This is a genomic window from Salinibacterium sp. ZJ70 (assembly GCF_011751865.2).
Lineage (GTDB): Bacteria > Actinomycetota > Actinomycetes > Actinomycetales > Microbacteriaceae > Homoserinibacter.
In genome coordinates, this window is the sequence record NZ_CP061770.1 from 1857285 (window position 1) to 1874838 (window position 17554).

Annotated in this window: 21 protein-coding genes and 1 tRNA gene; 5 read left to right on the plus strand and 17 right to left on the minus strand. The window is 70.1% G+C overall.

Annotation, left to right across the window (positions count from 1 at the left end):
• Positions 1 to 9 precede the first annotated feature (9 nt).
• From HCR12_RS08785 to HCR12_RS08825, 9 genes are all read right to left on the minus strand, one after another.
• A complete protein-coding gene (locus HCR12_RS08785) occupies positions 10 to 462 on the minus strand; it encodes a pilus assembly protein TadG-related protein (RefSeq protein ID WP_166865446.1) in 453 nt (150 codons plus the stop codon).
• On the minus strand, positions 459 to 911 hold the full coding sequence (locus HCR12_RS08790; RefSeq protein ID WP_166865450.1) for a hypothetical protein: 453 nt from the start codon (positions 909 to 911) through the stop codon (positions 459 to 461). Before HCR12_RS08790 ends, HCR12_RS08785 begins: the two co-directional genes overlap by 4 nt.
• Entirely contained in the window at positions 886 to 1314 is a 429-nt protein-coding gene (locus HCR12_RS08795) for a TadE/TadG family type IV pilus assembly protein (RefSeq protein ID WP_224763371.1), read from the minus strand. Before HCR12_RS08795 ends, HCR12_RS08790 begins: the two co-directional genes overlap by 26 nt.
• A gap of 2 nt (positions 1315 to 1316) precedes the next feature.
• Positions 1317 to 1481 (minus strand): hypothetical protein, encoded by a 165-nt coding sequence (locus HCR12_RS08800; protein ID WP_166865453.1) that lies wholly within the window; start codon positions 1479 to 1481, stop codon positions 1317 to 1319.
• 70 nt (positions 1482 to 1551) lie between these two features.
• A complete protein-coding gene (locus HCR12_RS08805; protein ID WP_166865456.1) occupies positions 1552 to 2490 on the minus strand; it encodes a type II secretion system F family protein in 939 nt (312 codons plus the stop codon).
• A complete protein-coding gene (locus tag HCR12_RS08810; RefSeq protein ID WP_166865459.1) occupies positions 2487 to 3356 on the minus strand; it encodes a type II secretion system F family protein in 870 nt (289 codons plus the stop codon). The genes HCR12_RS08805 and HCR12_RS08810 overlap by 4 nt, the downstream gene beginning before the upstream one ends.
• Positions 3353 to 4669 (minus strand): TadA family conjugal transfer-associated ATPase, encoded by a 1317-nt coding sequence (locus HCR12_RS08815; protein ID WP_166865462.1) that lies wholly within the window; start codon positions 4667 to 4669, stop codon positions 3353 to 3355. Before HCR12_RS08815 ends, HCR12_RS08810 begins: the two co-directional genes overlap by 4 nt.
• A 97-nt stretch (positions 4670 to 4766) precedes the next feature.
• A complete protein-coding gene (locus tag HCR12_RS08820) occupies positions 4767 to 5120 on the minus strand; it encodes a cupin domain-containing protein (RefSeq protein WP_166865466.1) in 354 nt (117 codons plus the stop codon).
• 13 nt (positions 5121 to 5133) lie between these two features.
• The gene (locus HCR12_RS08825) at positions 5134 to 6507 is read right to left on the minus strand and encodes an NAD(P)/FAD-dependent oxidoreductase (RefSeq protein ID WP_166865469.1); all 1374 of its coding nucleotides are present in this window, start codon (positions 6505 to 6507) and stop codon (positions 5134 to 5136) included.
• A gap of 214 nt (positions 6508 to 6721) precedes the next feature.
• Between HCR12_RS08825 and HCR12_RS08830 the strand changes: the two genes are divergently transcribed.
• Positions 6722 to 6805, plus strand: a tRNA-Leu gene (locus tag HCR12_RS08830).
• Between the two features lie 119 nt (positions 6806 to 6924).
• Positions 6925 to 7698 carry a DedA family protein gene (locus HCR12_RS08835; RefSeq protein WP_166865472.1) on the plus strand — a complete coding sequence of 258 codons (774 nt, stop codon included), beginning with the start codon at positions 6925 to 6927 and terminating at the stop codon, positions 7696 to 7698.
• 23 nt (positions 7699 to 7721) lie between these two features.
• Here the strand turns inward: HCR12_RS08835 and HCR12_RS08840 are convergent, their stop codons facing one another.
• From HCR12_RS08840 to murI, 5 genes are all read right to left on the minus strand, one after another.
• Positions 7722 to 8366: a metal-dependent transcriptional regulator gene (locus tag HCR12_RS08840; RefSeq protein ID WP_224763372.1), complete on the minus strand. Its 645-nt coding sequence runs from the start codon at positions 8364 to 8366 to the stop codon at positions 7722 to 7724.
• Positions 8344 to 9264 (minus strand): cation diffusion facilitator family transporter, encoded by a 921-nt coding sequence (locus tag HCR12_RS08845; RefSeq protein WP_166865474.1) that lies wholly within the window; start codon positions 9262 to 9264, stop codon positions 8344 to 8346. The genes HCR12_RS08840 and HCR12_RS08845 overlap by 23 nt, the downstream gene beginning before the upstream one ends.
• Before the next feature lie 68 nt (positions 9265 to 9332).
• Complete coding sequence (gene rdgB, locus HCR12_RS08850; protein ID WP_166865477.1) at positions 9333 to 9911, minus strand: RdgB/HAM1 family non-canonical purine NTP pyrophosphatase; 579 nt, start codon at positions 9909 to 9911, stop codon at positions 9333 to 9335.
• Complete coding sequence (gene rph, locus HCR12_RS08855) at positions 9908 to 10639, minus strand: ribonuclease PH (RefSeq protein ID WP_166865481.1); 732 nt, start codon at positions 10637 to 10639, stop codon at positions 9908 to 9910. The genes rdgB and rph overlap by 4 nt, the downstream gene beginning before the upstream one ends.
• Positions 10640 to 10669: 30 nt before the next feature.
• A complete protein-coding gene (gene murI / locus HCR12_RS08860) occupies positions 10670 to 11515 on the minus strand; it encodes a glutamate racemase (protein ID WP_166865484.1) in 846 nt (281 codons plus the stop codon).
• Between the two features lie 104 nt (positions 11516 to 11619).
• Between murI and HCR12_RS13680 the strand changes: the two genes are divergently transcribed.
• From HCR12_RS13680 to HCR12_RS08870, 3 genes are all read left to right on the plus strand, one after another.
• Positions 11620 to 12147 carry a hypothetical protein gene (locus tag HCR12_RS13680; RefSeq protein ID WP_166865487.1) on the plus strand — a complete coding sequence of 176 codons (528 nt, stop codon included), beginning with the start codon at positions 11620 to 11622 and terminating at the stop codon, positions 12145 to 12147.
• A gap of 302 nt (positions 12148 to 12449) precedes the next feature.
• Positions 12450 to 12965, plus strand: coding sequence for a PKD domain-containing protein (locus HCR12_RS08865; protein WP_166865492.1), 516 nt, complete (start codon positions 12450 to 12452; stop codon positions 12963 to 12965).
• A 47-nt stretch (positions 12966 to 13012) separates the two neighbouring features.
• Positions 13013 to 14314, plus strand: coding sequence for a nicotinate phosphoribosyltransferase (locus HCR12_RS08870; RefSeq protein ID WP_166865495.1), 1302 nt, complete (start codon positions 13013 to 13015; stop codon positions 14312 to 14314).
• 16 nt (positions 14315 to 14330) lie between these two features.
• Here the strand turns inward: HCR12_RS08870 and HCR12_RS08875 are convergent, their stop codons facing one another.
• The 3 genes from HCR12_RS08875 to HCR12_RS13685 form a co-directional block, all read right to left on the minus strand.
• Complete coding sequence (locus tag HCR12_RS08875) at positions 14331 to 14594, minus strand: DUF3039 domain-containing protein (protein ID WP_166865498.1); 264 nt, start codon at positions 14592 to 14594, stop codon at positions 14331 to 14333.
• A gap of 68 nt (positions 14595 to 14662) precedes the next feature.
• Positions 14663 to 16267 carry a hypothetical protein gene (locus tag HCR12_RS08880; protein ID WP_166865501.1) on the minus strand — a complete coding sequence of 535 codons (1605 nt, stop codon included), beginning with the start codon at positions 16265 to 16267 and terminating at the stop codon, positions 14663 to 14665.
• Positions 16243 to 17538 carry an ABC transporter ATP-binding protein gene (locus tag HCR12_RS13685; protein ID WP_224763374.1) on the minus strand — a complete coding sequence of 432 codons (1296 nt, stop codon included), beginning with the start codon at positions 17536 to 17538 and terminating at the stop codon, positions 16243 to 16245. The genes HCR12_RS08880 and HCR12_RS13685 overlap by 25 nt, the downstream gene beginning before the upstream one ends.
• Between the last annotated feature and the right edge of the window lie 16 nt (positions 17539 to 17554).

Consider the following 17554-nt stretch of genomic DNA (forward strand, 5'->3'; position numbering starts at 1 on the left):
CGCTCGACCTCAGCCGAAGACCGAGCGCGCGGTCGCGGTCGCGTCGATGCGGATGCCGTCGGGCACGAAGATGGTGACGACCGGCGGATGCCACGTCGCCGAGAGCGTCACCGTCGCGCTGCGCCCGTCGGGGCTGGAGGCGTCGTCGATCGCGAGCCCGTCGAAGCCGGTGATCGGCGCCGCCGCGAGGTACTCGGACACAGCGGATTCGACGTCCGTGTCGTCGAGCAGGGGGCGCGGGGAGCCCGATGCGAGCGACACCGCGGACAGCTCGAACGCCTCCGCGCCGACGAGCGCCGCCCCATCCGCGAGCGTGAAGAGCCGCTTCTTCTCCAGGTAGAGCGATGTGGCCGCCGTCACGATGAGCACCGTCGCGAGGGCGAGGAACGCGTAGAAAGCTACGAGGGGCAGGGTCGATCCGTCGTCGTCGCGCAGTCTGCGCGCGATCCCCGCGCGGCTCATCCGTCTGCCCGGAAGCGCGACACCTGCTCGGTGGCGGCCGCGTCGATCGTGACCCCAACAGGCACCTCGAGGTCGAGGATCGGCGGGGCGATCGGGAGGGGCACGACGGTGCTGATCTCGACGGTCACGAAGCCGCGGCGCTGCAGGCAGTCGCCGGGGTTCGGGGTGCACGAGATCCGCACCTGGGCGGTGTCGGCGTCGATCCCATAATCCGCGAGGGTCACGCGGACGGCGCGGTCGAGCGCCGCATCGGCTGCGTCGAGATTCGGCGCCTGCACGAAGACACGACTGCCGTGCCGCGCCGCCCCCTCGACGGCGAGCGACGCCGCCTGCACCGATGACACCGTGAGGATCAGGTACACGAGCGGCACCAGCAGCAGCACACCAACTCCGAGGAACTCGAGGGACGCCGAGCCTCCGTCGTCACTCCAGCGTCTCGCGCGCCGCATGGCCCGTCACCTCCAGGCCCCTGTCGATGCCGAGGAACCCGGCCAGCGGCAGCGTCGTGCGCACCGTGACGGTGACTGCGGGAACCCCCATCCACTCGCCCTCGCCGACACGGATGTCGCTGGCGTAGTCGGCTCCGAGCGCGGTCGTGATGAGCTCGGCGGTGCGCGGGGCGGCATCCGCGGGCTCGTTATCGGCGAGCGCCCCGAAGCGCGCGCCCTCGGCGGCGGCATCGAGCACGGTGTTGCGGATGTGCAGGGCGAGAGCGAGCTGCAGCACCGCGAGAGTGAGGAAGGTCAGCAGCACCCCGACGAGCACGAACTCCACGGGCGCCGAGCCCGTGTCGTCGGCGAGGCGGTCGCGCACGCGGCGCGACGACGCTCGCTCGTCGGCGGGAACTCCCACCGTCAGATCCCGGAGACCTTGTCGATCGCGTTCTGGAAGATCGAGGAGAGCGCAGGGCCGGCGAGCGCCCAGATGAGGATGACGAGGGCAGCGGTCATCAAGGTGATGAGCACCCAGCCGGGCACATCACCGGTGTCGTCGCGAAGTCGGTCGAGGATTCGTCGCATGTCGAACAGTGTGGCGAGCGCGCCGGATCCGCGTCGTGGATTCTCCACAGACCCGGCACGAGAACCGGCGCTAGAACCCGAGCTCGAGCACGAGCGTCGCCGGGAAGAGCGCGAACACGATCGTGACAGGCAGGATCAGGAACACCAGGGGCACGAGCATCGCGACCTCCTTGCGGCCAGCGGATTCGATGAGCGCGCGCTTCGCGTCCTCGCGCGAATCCTGAGCCTGTGCGCGCAGCACGTCGACGAGCGGGCTGCCGCGCTCGAGCGCGACGGTGAGCTGTTCGATCGCGCGACTGAGGGAGGGCACCTCGAGGTCGCTCGCGGTGCGTTCGAGGGCATCGGCGAGCGGGATGCCGAGGTCGACCTCGGCGACCGCTCCCCCGAGCTCTCCTGCGAGCTCGCCGCTGCCGATTCGGGCGACCCGACGGATGGCGTCGCGCACGCTCTCGCCCGCGGCGAGCGCGAGGCTCAGGAACTCGAGCACGGTCGGGAGCTCGTCGGCGATGCGTGCGGTGCGGGTGCGCGCGCGACGGGTGAGCAGCTGCTCGGGCAGGAGGAGCCCCGCGGCGAGCGCCAGCACGCCGACGAGCGTGGTGGCCAGCGGGCCGACGGTCGCGGTGCGCGAGAGAGCCACGACCGCGACGACGCCCGCCGCGGCGCCGCCTGCCGCCCACGCGAGCTGGCGCGAGCGGAACGCGGCCACCGGATCCGCGGACCCCGCCTGGCGCAACCGCCGCGCGACCGACGAATCGCCGCCGAGGATCTGGGCGAGCAGCGCCTGCGCCCGCTCGATGAGAGGGGCTGCGAGCCCTGCGAAGACCGATCCCGGCTCGCTCGTGCGCCGCGCGCGCAGGGCTCGTGCTTCAGCCGAGACGTCGAGGATGTACGGCGCCACCCGATCGGCCAGACGGCGAGCGCCGAACCGCGGAGTGAGGGCGACGAGCGTCCAGAGTCCGAGCCCCATGGTGAGACCCGCCGCGATGGCGAGGCCGAGTGTCGGGCTCATGCGAACCACCTGCGCTCATCGGGGAGGCGGCCGATGGCGAGCATGATGCGGTACGCCACCACCGTGACCACGAGGCCCACGACCAGCAGCACGACACCCGCGGGTGAGTTGTAGGCGCGCACCGCCTCGGGCCGGGCGGCGAGCAGGAGCAGAACGAGCCAGGGAGCGGCGACACCGAGCCTCGCAGCGCTCACGACCCAGGTCTGTCGCGCCTCCACCTCCGAGCGCACCGCGGAGTCGGCGCGCATGAACGCCGCGAGACTGCGCAGCACGGACGGCAGCTCGGTGCCGCCCACATCGCGGGCCACACGCAGCGTCTCGACCACACGATCCGCGACCGGATCTGCGAGCCGATCCTTGAGCGCGTCGAGTGCGAACTCGAGGCGGCCCGTCGCGCGATGATCGGCCGCGAACTCCGCGAACGCGAGCCGCAGCGGCTCGGGGCCGGATTCGGCGAGCGCCGCGAGAGCGTCACCGAGCGGGAGTCCCGACCGCAGCCCCGCGACCAGATGATCGATGGCGTCGGGCCAGACGGCGCGCATCGCCCGCCGTCGGGTGCGCGCGCGGGCCAGCACGAGGGCGAACGGTGCTGTGGTCGCCGCGAGGCCGGCAGCGGCGGCGAGCGCGACGACCGGGGTGACCGCGAGCACCACGAAGCCGGCGATCGAGCCGCACGCGAGCGCCACGAACAGGAGCGCGGGGACGGTCACCCGCCCAAGCCCTGCCTGCGCGAGTGCGTCCTCGAGTCGCGAAAGCACCCCCTCGCGCCGGACACGCGTCTCGGCCTGTCCACGAGGCCACAGCCACACGGATGCGATCAGCAGCACGCCGACGCCGAGTAGCAGACCCCAGAGCGCGCCGTTCACCGCACGGCGTCCCAGCTGACGGCACCCATCGGATCCGGGGTGCGCGGGACGAGCGCGGGACTCGCGAGCTCCTGCGGCATCGCCTCCGCGGGACGGGCGGTGAGCACCCGCAGATCGATGCCGGCCCGCTCGAACGGCTCCGTGCGCGCCGGGAGGTCACCGGTCGGTTCGAGACCCGCATCGGTGAGACGGAAGACCGTGTCCGCCTCGACGATCCCGTCGACGACCTTCCCGGTGGGCGCGATGATCTCGACCACCCGGCGGCGCCCGTCGCGGTGCAGCTCGGCGTGCACGACGAGGTCGATCGAGGAGGCGACGGTGGGCGTCACGAAGCTGACATCGATGTTGCGGCCGGCGAGCAGCGGCAGGGTGCACAGCTTGATGAGCGCCTCCCGCGCGCTGCCGGCGTGGAGCGAGCACATGCCGGGGATGCCCGCGTTGAGCGCGATGAGCAGGTCGAGCGACTCGGCTTCGCGCACCTCGCCCACGATGAGCCGGTCGGGGCGCATGCGCAGCGATTCCTTGATGAGGCGCCGCAGGGTGATCTCGCCCGTACCTTCAAGGCTCGGCTGGCGACACTGCATCGCCACGTGATCCGCGGTCGGCACCGAGAGCTCGAACGTCTCCTCGACGGTGACGACGCGCTCATCGCTGCGGCACTCGCCGAGCAGCGCGCCGAGCAGCGTCGTCTTGCCGGTGTGGGTGGCGCCTGTCACGAGGATGTTGAGCCCCGCACGCACGGATGCGGCGAGGAAGTCGGCGGCGGAGCGGGACAGCGTGCCGAGGCGCACGAGATCGTCGAGCCCGCGCATCCCGCTGCGGAAGCGGCGGATGTTGATCGAGATGTGCTGGCGCGTCACATCCGGGATGACGGCGTGCAGGCGCGAGCCGTCGGGCAGCGAGGCATCGACGAACGGGGACGACAGGTCGATGCGGCGACCGGTCTGGTGCAGCATCCGTTCGAGCAGCTCGCGCACCTCGCCCGCGGTGAGCACGAGCGGCACCCGCTCCGACACACCGTCTCGGGCCACGAAGACCCGGTCGGGGGCGTTGATCCAGAGCTCTTCGACCGTCGGATCGTCGAGATACGGCTGCAGCGGCCCGAGCCCTGTGAGCGCCGCGAGCACCTGCCTGGCGATGCCCGCCTCGTCGGTGAGCAGCGGCCCGGCCCCGGCGAGCGCCAGCTCGGCGGAGCGCTGCACCTCGTCACGCACGTACCGCTCGGCAACGCGCCGATCCGCGTGCAGATCGACGCCGTCGCGCCGCACCCGCTCGCGCACCCGCTCCGTGATCGCCCCGACCTCACCCGCCACGCCGACATGATGGCGGGAAGCGGCACAGCGCGGTGCGAATACTCCACAGGATGCGTGCCGACACCGTCGTAGAACGGCAGACGGCTACAGATCGTCCTCAGTCGTCGATCACCGTGTAGTGCTTGCGCAGCGGCTCGTGCACCTCCCACTCGCCCACCCAGCCCGAGGGCATCACCATGACGTCGCCGGGAGCGAAGCGGATGGGCTCGCGCCCCTCCTGCGTGATCGTGACGGAACCCGAGAGGATCGTGCAGATCTCCGTGTAGCCGTCGCGGCGAGCCGTGAAGCGGCCGGGCGTGCACTCCCAGAGGCCCGTCTCGATCTTCCCGCCCGTCCATACGGGCTCGGTGGCTTCCGTGAGCCCCTCGGTGAGAGCGGTCGGCTTGGCGGTGTGCTCGCCGAGGGAGCCCTCCGTGGTGCGAAGGCGGGCGATGGTGGCGGTGTCGGTCATGCGAGTGCCTTTCTCAGTGTCGGCCGGTGATGATGTCGGCGATCTTCGCGATCGGCGAGGTGCGGGCGCTGCCGCGGTCCTCGATCCGGTCGGCCATGCCATACGCGGTGTAGAGGCCCTTGGTGGCGATCCAGCGCAGCGGCTCAGGCTCCCATTTGCGCACCCGGTGGTTCACCCACGGCAGCGTCGTGAGGTCGGTGCCGCGGCCCAGGATGAGGTCGGCGAGCGTGCGCCCGGCGAGGTTGGTGCTCGTGACGCCCGTGCCCACGTAGCCGCCGCCCCACGCGATGCCCGTCGTCGGGTCGAGACCGACGGTCGCCGACCAGTCGCGCGGCACGCCGAGCACGCCTGACCAGACATGGTCGATCTGCGCGTCGCGGGTGGCGGGGAAGAACCGCAGCATGATCCGGCGCAGCTTCTCGGCCGTCACCTCGGGCGTCTGACCGTCGAGGTCGGTGCGCGAGCCGTACCGGTAGGGCACACCGCGCCCCCCGATGGCGATGCGGTCATCCGCGGTGCGCTGCGCGTACATGTACACATGCGCCATGTCGCCGAGCACCTCGCCCTTCGACCAGTTGAGCTCGTCCCACACCGAGGCAGGCAGCGGTTCGGTCGCGATGAGCGAGGAGTTCATCGGCAGCCAGAGGCGGCGCAGGCCCTTCAGCTGGGCTGTGAAGCCCTCGGTGGCGCGCACGACGTACGTGGCCTCTACGTCGCCGTGGGTGGTGAGCACCTTGCGCGGCAGGATCTCGAGCGCGCGGGTGTTCTCGTAGATCGTCACGCCGAGCCGCTCGACGGCCGCCGCGAGGCCTGCGGCGAGCTTGGCGGGCTGGATGCGCGCGGAATGCGGATGCCACATCGCCGCACGCGTGTGCGCGACGTTGATCTTCGCCTTCGCATCCGACGCCTCGAGCAGCTCCACATCGGTACTCGCCCATTGCTGTTCCGCGGCAGCCCAGGCACGCAGGCGCGCCTCCTGCGCGGGTGTGTAGGCCACGTTGAACTCGCCGCCCTTGAGGATGTCGGCGTCGATGCCCTCCACCTCGGTGACGCGGATCACCTCGTCGACGGTGGCGTTCGCCTCGCGCTGGAAGCGCTCGATCTCGTCACGGCTGTGGGTCTTCAGGTACTGCTCGCGCCCGCCCGTGATCGAGTTGGTGAGCCAACCGCCGTTGCGCCCCGAAGCTCCGTAGCCCACATGCCGCTGCTCGATGATGGCGATGCGCAGCGAGGGGTCGGCCTTCTTCAGGTAGTAGGCGGTCCAGAGCCCGGTGTATCCGGCGCCGACGATCGCGACATCGGTCTGCAGCGAGCCGGGCAGCTCGGGGCGCGTGACGCGGGCACTGCCCGCGACGTTCCACCAGTGGGAGACGTCTCCGTTGATCATGCAAGCTTCCATTCGCGTCGGGTCGGGCGCAGAGGATCGGGGTGATCCTGTCGGGCTCCCTCAGATTGCCATTGCCAGGGGCAGGCGTGCTACACCACTGGGATCCTCGCGGCCGTCGCGTCGTGTATGCGCATCTGAAGCCGCCCTCTGGCGACCCCCCTGACCACCCGCCAGAGCCGCTCGTCTGCAACCGCGCCCGTAGACTGAGCAGGCTGCGGGAGTGGTGAAATGGTAGACACGCAGGATTTAGGTTCCTGTGCCGCGAGGCATGCGGGTTCGAGCCCCGCCTCCCGCACCAGTCGACGCGTTCGTCGCGATTCAGGGGGAATGCCCCCGAATCGCGTCCCCCCGATGCCGCTACGCTGAAATGAATCGCCCGCCGATCTGCTTCGATCGACGACCAGGAAGATCTCTCGCGTGCCACTCACCACACTTTTCGCTACTCTCCTCGCCGCCGCGCCCACAGCTCTGATCCCCTGGCTCGACCCGCACGCGATCATCGTCGAAGCGGGCCCCTGGGCCCTGCTCGTGGTGTGCCTCATCGTCTTCGCCGAGACGGGTCTGCTGGTCGGCTTCATCCTGCCGGGCGACACGCTCCTCATCATCACGGGGCTTCTCACCTTCACCGGAACGATGACGGAGGCCGGAACCGGCATCCAGATCCCGATCTGGGTCGTCTGCCTCTCGATCATGGTCGCCGCATTCGCCGGCGGTGAGCTGGGGTACGTGATCGGGCACAAGACCGGCCCCGCGATCTTCGAGAAGAAGGAGAGCGGCATGTTCTCGAAGGAGAACGTGCTGCGCACCAACGCGTTCATGGAGAAGTGGGGCCCGCTCGCGATCGTCGTGGCGCGCTTCGTGCCCATCGTGCGCACCTTCGCTCCCATCGCGGCAGGCGTCGCGCACATGAACTACAAGCGCTACTCGCTCTACAACGCGGTCGGCGCGGCCATCTGGGGTGCCGGCCTCACCTTCGGCGGCTTCCTGCTCGGCTACTTCGAGCCGATCGCCGACTTCGTCATCGAGTACATCGACGTGATCCTGCTGTGCGCGATCGCCCTCGCCGTGATCCCCACGGTGTTCCACTACGTGCAGGGCGTCGTCAAGGCCCGTCGCGCGCGCGCCCGCGGCGAAGACAAGCCGCTGAGCAAGGACGAGCTCGCGCTCGACCCGGACGTGCTCGACGACTGACCCTGGATGCGCGCGCGGCGCCGCTATGCGCTGCGCGACTCCCTCAGGGGCACCAGCCACACCGCCTCGGCGACGTCGCCATCCAGCTCCCCTGCCGTGACGATCGTGTCGAGCCCGATGCCGTCGTCGCTGATGCGACGCAGCACGTCGCCGTCGCGGTCGCTGATGCGCGCCACCCTCCCCACCGTGCTGGCCTCAAGTGACGCCGCCAGCACGGCCTCCGGTCGCGTGATCGTGCCGTCTGGTGCCGGGATCGGATCCCCGTGCGGGTCGCGCGTGGGATACCCGAGCTGGGCGTCGATCGCGGCGAGCATCCGGTCGCTCAGCACATGCTCGAGCACCTCGGCCTCGTCGTGCACCTCATCCCAGTCGTAGCCGAAGCCCTCCACGAGCCAGGTCTCGACGAGACGGTGGCGACGCACCATCCGCAGGGCCTGCGTGCGCCCCTCGTCGGTGAGCTGGATCGCGCCGTACGGCTGGTGGGTCACGAGCCCCTGCCTGACGAGCTTCTTCACCATCTCGGTGACGGTCGACGGCACGAGCCCGAGACGCGCGGCGAGCTGCGAGCCCGTGATGGGCGCATCCTGCCACTCGGTGTGGCCGTGGATGACCTTGAGATAGTCCTCGACGGTCGAGGAGGCGGTCTTAGCGATGGGCGTGCTCCTCACACTGCGAGTGCCCGGCTGGCTCCAGCTGGAACGTGGAGTGCGCGACGTCGAAGTGTCCGGCTAGGCAGGCGCTCAGCTTCTCGAGCAGCGCACCCGTCTCGCCGCGCACGAAGATCTCGGGGTCGACCGCCACGTGCGCGGTGAAGACGGGCGAGCCGGAGGTGATGTCCCAGATGTGCACGTCGTGCACCTCCACGACGCCGGGGGTCTCGCGCAGGTGCGACCGGATCTGCTCGACGTCCCGGTCGCGCGGAGCCGACTCGGTGAGCACGCGGATGACATCGCGCAGCAGGATGGCGGCGCGCGGCGCGATGAGCGCCGCGATCACGAGAGAGGCGATGGCGTCGGCCTGCACGAATCCGGTGAGCAGAATCACGGCGCCGGCGGCGATCGCCGCGACGGAGCCGAGCATGTCGCCGAGAACTTCGAGCAGCGCGCCGCGCAGGTTGATGGAGGTGCGGTCGCCGCCGCGCAGCACCGCGAAGGCGACGATGTTGGCGAGAAGGCCGACTGTGGCGATCACGAGCATCGGCCAGGCGTCGATGTGGTCGATGCCCGACACGAGCCGCTTCACACCCTCGACCCCCACGAACACGGCGACGACGATCAGGATGATTCCGTTGATGAGCGCGCCGAGGACCTCGACGCGCTGGAATCCGAAGGTGTGACGATCCGTCGCGGGGCGCGCCGCGACGACGGACGCCACGAGCGCCACCGCGAGGCCGATGGCGTCGCTCGACATGTGGCCTGCGTCGCCGAGGAGGGCGAGAGAACCCGAGATCGCGGCCCCCACGAGCTCGGCGACGAGCACCGTGACCGTGATCGCGAGCGCGATCGCAATGCGGATGCGGTTGCCCGCTCCACGCGCGACGGCGCCGTGATCATGCCCGTGACCCATGCCTCCAGGCTAGGCCGAGCGCGGCGCGCGCGATGCCCGTTCGGGCTTGTCGGGAATGACTCTCGTGCTCAGCCGTACAGTTCGCGCAGCTTCGCGACGAGCTCCCCGAACGCGCGGGCGCGGTGGCTGATCGCGTTCTTCTCGTCGGGGGTCAGCTCGGCCGCTGCGACCTCGATGCCGTCGGGCTGGAAGATCGGGTCGTATCCGAACCCGTTCGCCCCGGACGGCTGCTCGAGAACACGGCCAGGCCAGGTGCCGCGCACGACGATCTCGGTGTCGCCGTCGACGAGCGCGGCGACGCACACGAAGTCCGCCGAGCGGTCGGTCGCGCCCTCGAGGTTCTTCAGCAGCAGGGCGTTGTTGTCGGCCGAGTCGCCGGTTCCCGCGTAGCGCGCCGAGCGGATGCCGGGGGCACCATCGAGCGCATGCGCGGCGATGCCGGAGTCGTCGGCGATCGACGGGAGCCCGGTGTGCGCGTACGCGGCGCGCGCCTTGATGAGCGCGTTCGCCTCGAACGTGTCGCCGTCCTCCACAGGCTCCGGGCCGTCGTAGCCGACAAGCTCGTGGCCGCCGAGACGCTCGCCCAGGATGCGGCGCAGCTCCTCGACCTTGTGGGCGTTGTGGGTGGCGAGGACGAACGTGGTCACGCTCCCAGGACCTCGTTCTGGATGCGCGTCAGCTCAGCGGTGCCGGCGAGACCGAGGTCGAGCAGCGCGTCGAGCTCGCGGCGGTCGAACGGAGCGCCCTCGGCGGTGCCCTGCACCTCGACGAAGAGGCCGCGGCCCGTCGCGACGATGTTCATGTCGGTCTCGGCGCGCACATCCTCGGTGTAGGCGAGGTCGAGCATCGGAGCACCGTCGATGATGCCGACGCTCACGGCCGCGACCGAGTCGATGAGGGCCTTCGAGTTCTTGCCGATGAAGCCCTTCGCACGCCCCCACTCCACCGCCTCGGCGAGCGCGACGTACGCGCCCGTGATGGCGGCGGTGCGGGTGCCGCCATCGGCCTGCAGCACGTCGCAGTCGATCACGATCGTGTTCTCGCCCAGAGCCTTCGTGTCGATGACGGCACGGAGGCTGCGCCCGATGAGGCGCGAGATCTCGTGCGTGCGTCCGCCGATGCGGCCCTTCACCGATTCACGGTCCATGCGCTCGTTGGTGGAGCGCGGGAGCATCGCGTACTCGGCGGTCACCCACCCCTTGCCCTTGCCCATGAGCCAGCGCGGCACGCCGTTCGTGAAGCTCGCCGTGCACAGCACCTTCGTGTTGCCGAAGGAGACCAGCGCGCTGCCTTCGGCCTGCGCGCTCCACCCGCGTTCGATCGTGACGGTGCGCAGCTGATCAGGGGTGCGGCCGTCGGCGCGGGTGTCGGTCATGAGACTCCTTGGTGGGGATGTGGCGGGCGGTCAGCCGACGACGGGGATCGCGTCGGTGGGAAAGCTCTCGACGCGGTGCACCTCGGGTCCGAGGAAGCGTGCGGCGAGTTCGAGGAAGCGGGCCTTATCGGAGCCCGTCGATTCGAAGCGGTGGGTGGGATGTTCCGTCGCCGTGCGCTCCAGGTTGTGCGAGACGAGGGTTCGGTACAGATCCGACGCCGTCTCCTCCGCGCTCGAGACGAGACGCACCTCCGGACCCATCACGTACTGGATCGCCGCCGACATGAGCGGGTAGTGGGTGCAGCCGAGCACGAGGGTGTCGACATCGGCCTCGATGAGCGGGTCGAGGTACTGGCGCGCGTAGCGGAAGAGCTCGGGGCCGCTGGTGACCCCCGCCTCCACGAACTCGACGAAGCGCGGGCAGGCGCGACTGAACAGCTCGAGCCCGTTGGCGGCGGCGAACGCGTCGTCGTAGGCGCGTGACTGGATGGTGCCGACGGTGCCGATGACGCCGACGCGGCCGTTGCGGGTGGAGCGCACCGCAGCACGCACCGCAGGCTGGATGACTTCGAGCACCGGAATGCCCGCGCCGACCGTGTAGCGCTCGCGCGCATCGCGCAGCACCGCTGCGGACGCCGTGTTGCACGCGATGACGAGGGCCTTCACGCCCTGGTCGACCAGGTCGTCCATGAGCTCGAGCGCGTACGCACGCACCTCGGCGATGGGCTTCGGACCGTACGGAGTGCGGGCCGTGTCGCCCACATAGATGATCGACTCGTTGGGGAGCTGGTCGATGATCGCTCGCGCAACCGTCAGGCCGCCCACACCGGAGTCGAAGACGCCCAGCGGGGCGTCGGTTGAGGGACCAGCTGTCACAGGAACCAGCGTACCCGCGCCCCATGTCGCGCGCCGCTGTCGCCGCGCTGCGCGGCTGTGGATGAGCGCGTCGCCGCGCGCCGGGAATGCCCTACCGTGTCGGCATGCCCCAGACCTTCCGTCTGCTCGCGCTGCTCGTGGTGGCGTCTCTCGCGCTCGTCGGATGCGTGCCCGGCGACCAGCCCGCACCCTCCCCTGCCCCGACAGAGGCCGCCGTCTTCGCCTCCGAGGAGGAGGCCCTCGCCGCCGCGGAGGAGGTGTACGGGAATTACCTCGCAACGCTCGACGCGATCTTCGAGGACGGAGGCGAGAACCCGGAGCGACTTCTGGACTTCGCATCCCCGGAGGTCTTCGAGCAAGAGGCAGCTGGGTTCGAGCGATTCCAGTCGCAAAAGCTTCGCGGACTTGGCGCCTCCACCTTCACGGCCAGGCTTCAGTCATACGAGGCGATCGGGAGCGTCACGATCTATGTATGTGAAGACATCAGCAATACAGATGTTCTTGGCCACGACGGAGCATCCGTCGTCGCCCCGGACCGAACCAACCAAATCCCCTACGAAGTCACCGTCGCCGGGACTCCGCTTCGGGTCGTCATGCGCGATGTCTGGCCAATGGGCGACATATGTGGCTAACCCTTGCTGCGGCCCTGCTCGCCGCGATCTCTATCATCTCGGCGACCCCGCCACCCACGACGTCTGAAGAGTCCGGCAAGTGCGACACCGCTGACTTCAGAACGGGCGATTGCACCATCAGCGGGACTGTAGTCGAGGGAGGAGCGGAGCTTGTAGGCGGTGGCGCTTCAGGCGGAGGAAGTGAGGTGGGCAGAGGAGCTGGCGAGAGCGAAATCGGCGGAGGGGGTTCCGGCTCGGGGACGGGCGGGGGCACGGGCTCCGGCGGCGGCCAAGCCGCACAGCCGTGCGAGCTGGCGCCGGGGGTGCCGTGCCGCGACAACTTCGAGGTCGTCCGCCCGATCACTCTCAGCGATGTCGCGCACTACCTCGTGGCCGACACGGTGCAGCAGATGGAGCCGGACGGCTGGGTGGTGGCGAAGCTCCCCGCCAACTTCTACTCCTCTGCCCGAGCCCACGTCGTGAGCGGCACCCTGCTCGGCAGTCCCGCCGACGTGCGCTTCACGCCGATCCGCTGGAACTGGGACTACGGCGACGGCCAGACCGCGCGCCCCACCACCCCCGGTGCCACCTGGGCGGCGCTCGGGCTGCGCGAGTTCGACGCGACCCCCACGAGTCACATCTACGCGCGCCCCGGCGAGTACACGGTCCGGCTCACCATCACTTACCGCGCCGAGTACCGCTACGCAGGCGATGATTTCACCCCGATCACCGGCACGATCACCCGCCCCGCGAACGATCTGCACATCACCGCCCGCGGGGCGAAGACGGTGCTCGTCGATCGCGACTGCCTCACCACCCCCACCGGCCCCGGCTGCTGACGCGGCCGACTGCAAGTCGCACCCGCGCCGAGCCGTATCCTGGGCGAATGACATCGCCGGCGCTGCTGACCGACCGCTACGAACTCACCATGATCGACGCGGCCCTCCACGCTGGCACCGCGCACCGACCGTGCGTGTTCGAGCTGTTCGCTCGCCGCCTCCCTGACGGCCGCCGCTTCGGCGTCGTCGGCGGCACAGGACGCCTGATCGAGGCGATCTCCGAATTCCGCTTCGGTCCCGACGAACTCGCCTGGCTCAAGCGTGAGAACGTCGTCGCCGCCGACACCCTCGACTGGCTCGAGTCGTACCGATTCAGCGGCACCATCCGCGGCTACCGCGAAGGAGAGCTGTACTTCCCTGGCTCCCCCCTGCTCGTCATCGAGGCCGGATTCGCCGAAGGCGTCGTGCTCGAGACCCTCGCCCTCTCCACGCTCAACTACGACTCCGCTGTCGCATCCGCGGCCGCCCGGATGGTCGCCGCCGCGGGTGGCCGGCCGCTCGCCGAGATGGGCTCGCGGCGCACCGGCGAGCGTTCCGCTGTCTCCGCCGCGCGCGCCGCCTATATCGCCGGCTTCAACGCCACCTCCAACCTCGAAGCCGGACGCCGGTGGGGCGTGCCCACGATGGGCACATCCGCGCACGCGTTCACCCTGCTGTTCCCCACCGAGGAGGAGGCCTTCGCCGCGCAGGTGGCGAGCCTCGGACCCGGAACCACCCTGCTCGTCGACACCTACGACATCCGCACCGGCGTCGAGAACGCCGTCCGCGCCGCCGGCACAGGCCTCGGGGCCGTGCGCATCGACTCCGGCGACCTCGGCGTCGTCGTGCGCGAGGTGCGCAAGCAACTCGACGAACTCGGCGCCACCGGCACCAAGATCACCGTCACCAACGACCTCGACGAGCACGCGATCGCCTCCCTCGCCGCGGCGCCCGTGGACTCGTACGGTGTCGGCACGTCTGTCGTCACCGGCTCCGGCCACCCGGCCGCGGGCATGGTCTACAAGCTCGTCGCGCGCCAGAACGACGACTCCACCTGGAGCTCGGTCGGCAAGACGTCCGAAGGAAAGGCGACCATCGGGGGTCGCAAGCAGCCCATCCGTGCGCTGTGGGAGGGCGTCGCCGTCTCCGAGGACATCTACGTCGACGACGCTCCCGTCGATATCGCCCCGGAGCAGGGCCGTGCCCTGCACACCCCGCTCGTCACCGACGGCGAGATCCACGCTGATGTCATCGGCATCGCCGGGGTGCAGGCCGCGCGCGAGCACAACGCCCGCGCCGTCGCCGAGATGCCGAACGACGCCTTCCGCCTCTCGCGCGGCGAACCGGCGATCCGCACCCGCTACCTCTGAGCGGTGCGGGCCCCGATCACTTCAGAAGCTCGTAGATCTTCTGGCAGTCGGGGCACACGGGGAACTTCGACGGGTCGCGACCCGGAATCCACTTCTTGCCGCACAGCGCGCGCACGGGCTTGCCGGTGACCGCCGACTCGACGATCTTCTCCTTCTTCACGTAGTGCGCGAAACGGTCGTGGTCACCGTCCTCGGTGAGCTCGCCCTCGAGGAGCTTCTCCAGCTCACGATCGAGCACATCCGTGCTCCCGCCGATCTGATCCGCATCACGCTCGCTCATCCGCCCAGATTACGACGAAAAACCCCACTCCGTCTCCTCGCGCTCACGCCACTCACGGCGAAGGCGGATCAGTTGCGCAGGGTGAAGGCCAGCAGCTCCGGCCCGCGGCGGTCGATCGCCACGCCGCCCGCACGAACCCCGACGAGGTACGCGATGAGTCCCGACAGTGCGCCGACTCCGAGCGCGATCCAGCCCCAGCGTCCGCCCATGAGCCACCACGCTGCTGCGGCCGCGAACGCGGGGGCCGCCACGATCACCGCGAACAGCAGCGACATCGACTGCGCGACCCCGCCGATGCTGCCCGCGACCTGCGGGGACTGCCACGCCGGGTCCCCCGGTCGCGGAGCGGGATACGGGAACCGTGCCGAATACGCACTTCCCACACCGATGCCGCCGAGCAGCAGGGCGATGCAGACGCCCGCCAGCGCGGGAGCGATATCGCTGCTTCCGTACGCCCACAGCGTGAGCGGGATGCCCACCGCGAGAAGCAGCGCACCGATGACGAGCACGGGAACCGCGCGCCCGTGGCGGTCGTGCGATCCGCGCGTCTGCGCCGAGACATGCTGCCAGAACGCCGTCGAGTCGTAGGCGAGATCGTTGTGGATGGTCGCCCAGCCGATGAGCAGCGACAGCACAGGCAGCGGCACGAGCACCGCGTACTGGAACGGCACGCCACCCACCCAGAACGCAAGAAGCAGAAGCGCCGGGATGACGGGCACGATGCTGAGGGTCACGAAGTAGCGCGGATCGCGGATCCAGTAGGTCGTGGAGCGAGCGCCGACGGCGCCCACGGGGGTCGCCGGGAAGCGCGCGAACCAGCCGGGGATGCGCACGCGACGCGGGGCGGGTGCGCGGCGGCTCGCCTGGAGTCGGCGATGCACGATACCGAAGCGCAGGCCGCCGAGCGCGAGGATGACGGCGAGCGCGAACCACACCCGCACCCATCCGGCCGCCGGATCTCCGAGCGGCTCCGAGCCGTCCGCGACGGCCGCCCACAGCATGCCGAGGGGGGTCGTCGCCACCGCGTCGAGGTTGTCGAGAACGAACGTGCGCACGGGCTTCGAGAAAGCCTCGACCCACCGCAGCTCGCTGATTCGCGGCGACAGCACGATGAGGACGATCACGAGGCCGAACAGCAGAGCGAACGCACCCAGGAAGTCGGCCCATGCCGACGCCCGCTGGCGGTGCCGAAGGGCGACGCCCACCTGGCGCCCCAGATCCAGCAGGATCATGCCCAGCACCACGATGAGCGGCGCCACCGCCCACGCGATCGGCAGAGCGGATGGCTCGTCCGCCCACGCAACGGCAGGGGCGAACGAGATCGGGATGAGCAGGATCGTCGGTCCGATGAGGGGCAGCAGGAACGTCGCCACGTTGATCGCACCGGGCGACAGCGGGTAGCCGAGGAACGCGCGCGGGGCGAGAGGTTCGACGCGCACCGTGATCATCGGCAGGATGAACGCTGCGAGCATGAGCCACGTGCCGACGGCGATCGTGGCGCGGGTGACGAACACGTCGGAGTGCTGCGACATCCAGCCCGCGCCGACGAGCAGCGCGATGGTGCCGGCGATCGCCGCGAGCCATGCGAGCGCGACGGCGATTCCGCGCCCGACACCGCCGCGGAGTTCATTGACGAGGACGCGCAGCCTCAGTCGGAGAAGCTCTGCAACCACTCCATGCCTTCCACCGCGGATTCTCCGCCGGCGAGTTCGACGAAACGCTGCTCGAGGGTTCCGCCTGCGACGACCTGCTCGGTGGGGCCCGCCGCGAGAACGGCGCCCTCGACGATGATCGCGATCGTGTCGCACACCCGCTCGGTCAGCTCCATGCTGTGGCTCGAGAGGATGACGGTGCCGCCCGCTGCGGTGAACTGCATGAGCGCGTCGAGCACGAGAGACGTGGAGACGGGGTCCACGGATTCGAACGGCTCGTCGAGGATGAGCAGACGCGGGGCGTGGATCATGGCCGCGGCGATCGCGATCTTCTTCGTCATGCCCGCCGAGTAGTCGGAGACGAACCGGTGCAGCGAGTGCTCGAGGCCGAAGGCGGATGCGAGATCGGCGGAGCGCTGGGCGATCGTGGGGCGGTCGAGGCCGCGCAGCGCACCCGCGTGGTACAGGAACTCCGCGCCCGTGAGGCGGTCGAAGAGTCGGAGCCGATCGGGCAGCACGCCGATCTGGCGCTTGGCGCGCACCGGGTTCTCCCACACGTCGAGTCCGAACACGCGCACGGTGCCCTCGTCGGGACGCAGCATGCCGGTGACCATGCCGAGAGTCGTGGTCTTGCCTGCGCCGTTCGGTCCGACGATGCCGAAGAACGAGCCGGGCCGCACGTCGAGGTCGATGCTGTCGACCGCGACGGCGCGGCCGTAGGTCTTGCGAAGACCGCGCACCGACAGAGCGATATCGCTCGACGGAAGCATGACGGGGATCGCGGAGGTGTCGGGCGCGAGCGCTGGTTCGGGCTGCGGTTCGACGGCGACGGTTGCGTCATCCTCGTCGACCTCGGCGGGGGTCTCGACGATCTCGACCGGCACCTCGGCCTCAGCGTCAGCGATCAGCGCGGAGTCCTCGACCTCCGGCTCCGGCGTCGGCTCCTCGAGGACAGGCTCCGACTCTTCGAGCGGCGCGTCCGGCTCATCGACGACCGGCTCGGCCGCGACGTCCTCCATCAGCGCGACAGGCGGATCGACCGTCTCGGACTCTGCGGCATCGGCCGGTTGCGCGCGTCCAGGCGCCGCCTCGTCACCCACAGCGACCTCCTTCACGACAGGCGCGGGCTTCGCGCCTTCGAGCGTGATGAGCGGAGCTTCGACCGGCCGGATGGGGTCGGTCTTCGCTGCACCGGTGCGCGAACGGGAGGCGGCCGACGCGGATCCCCGGCGCGCTGAAGAGCCCGACGGGCGACGGCTCGGCGTGGTGGGTGCAGTGGGTTCAGGATCCACTGGTTCACCGTATCAA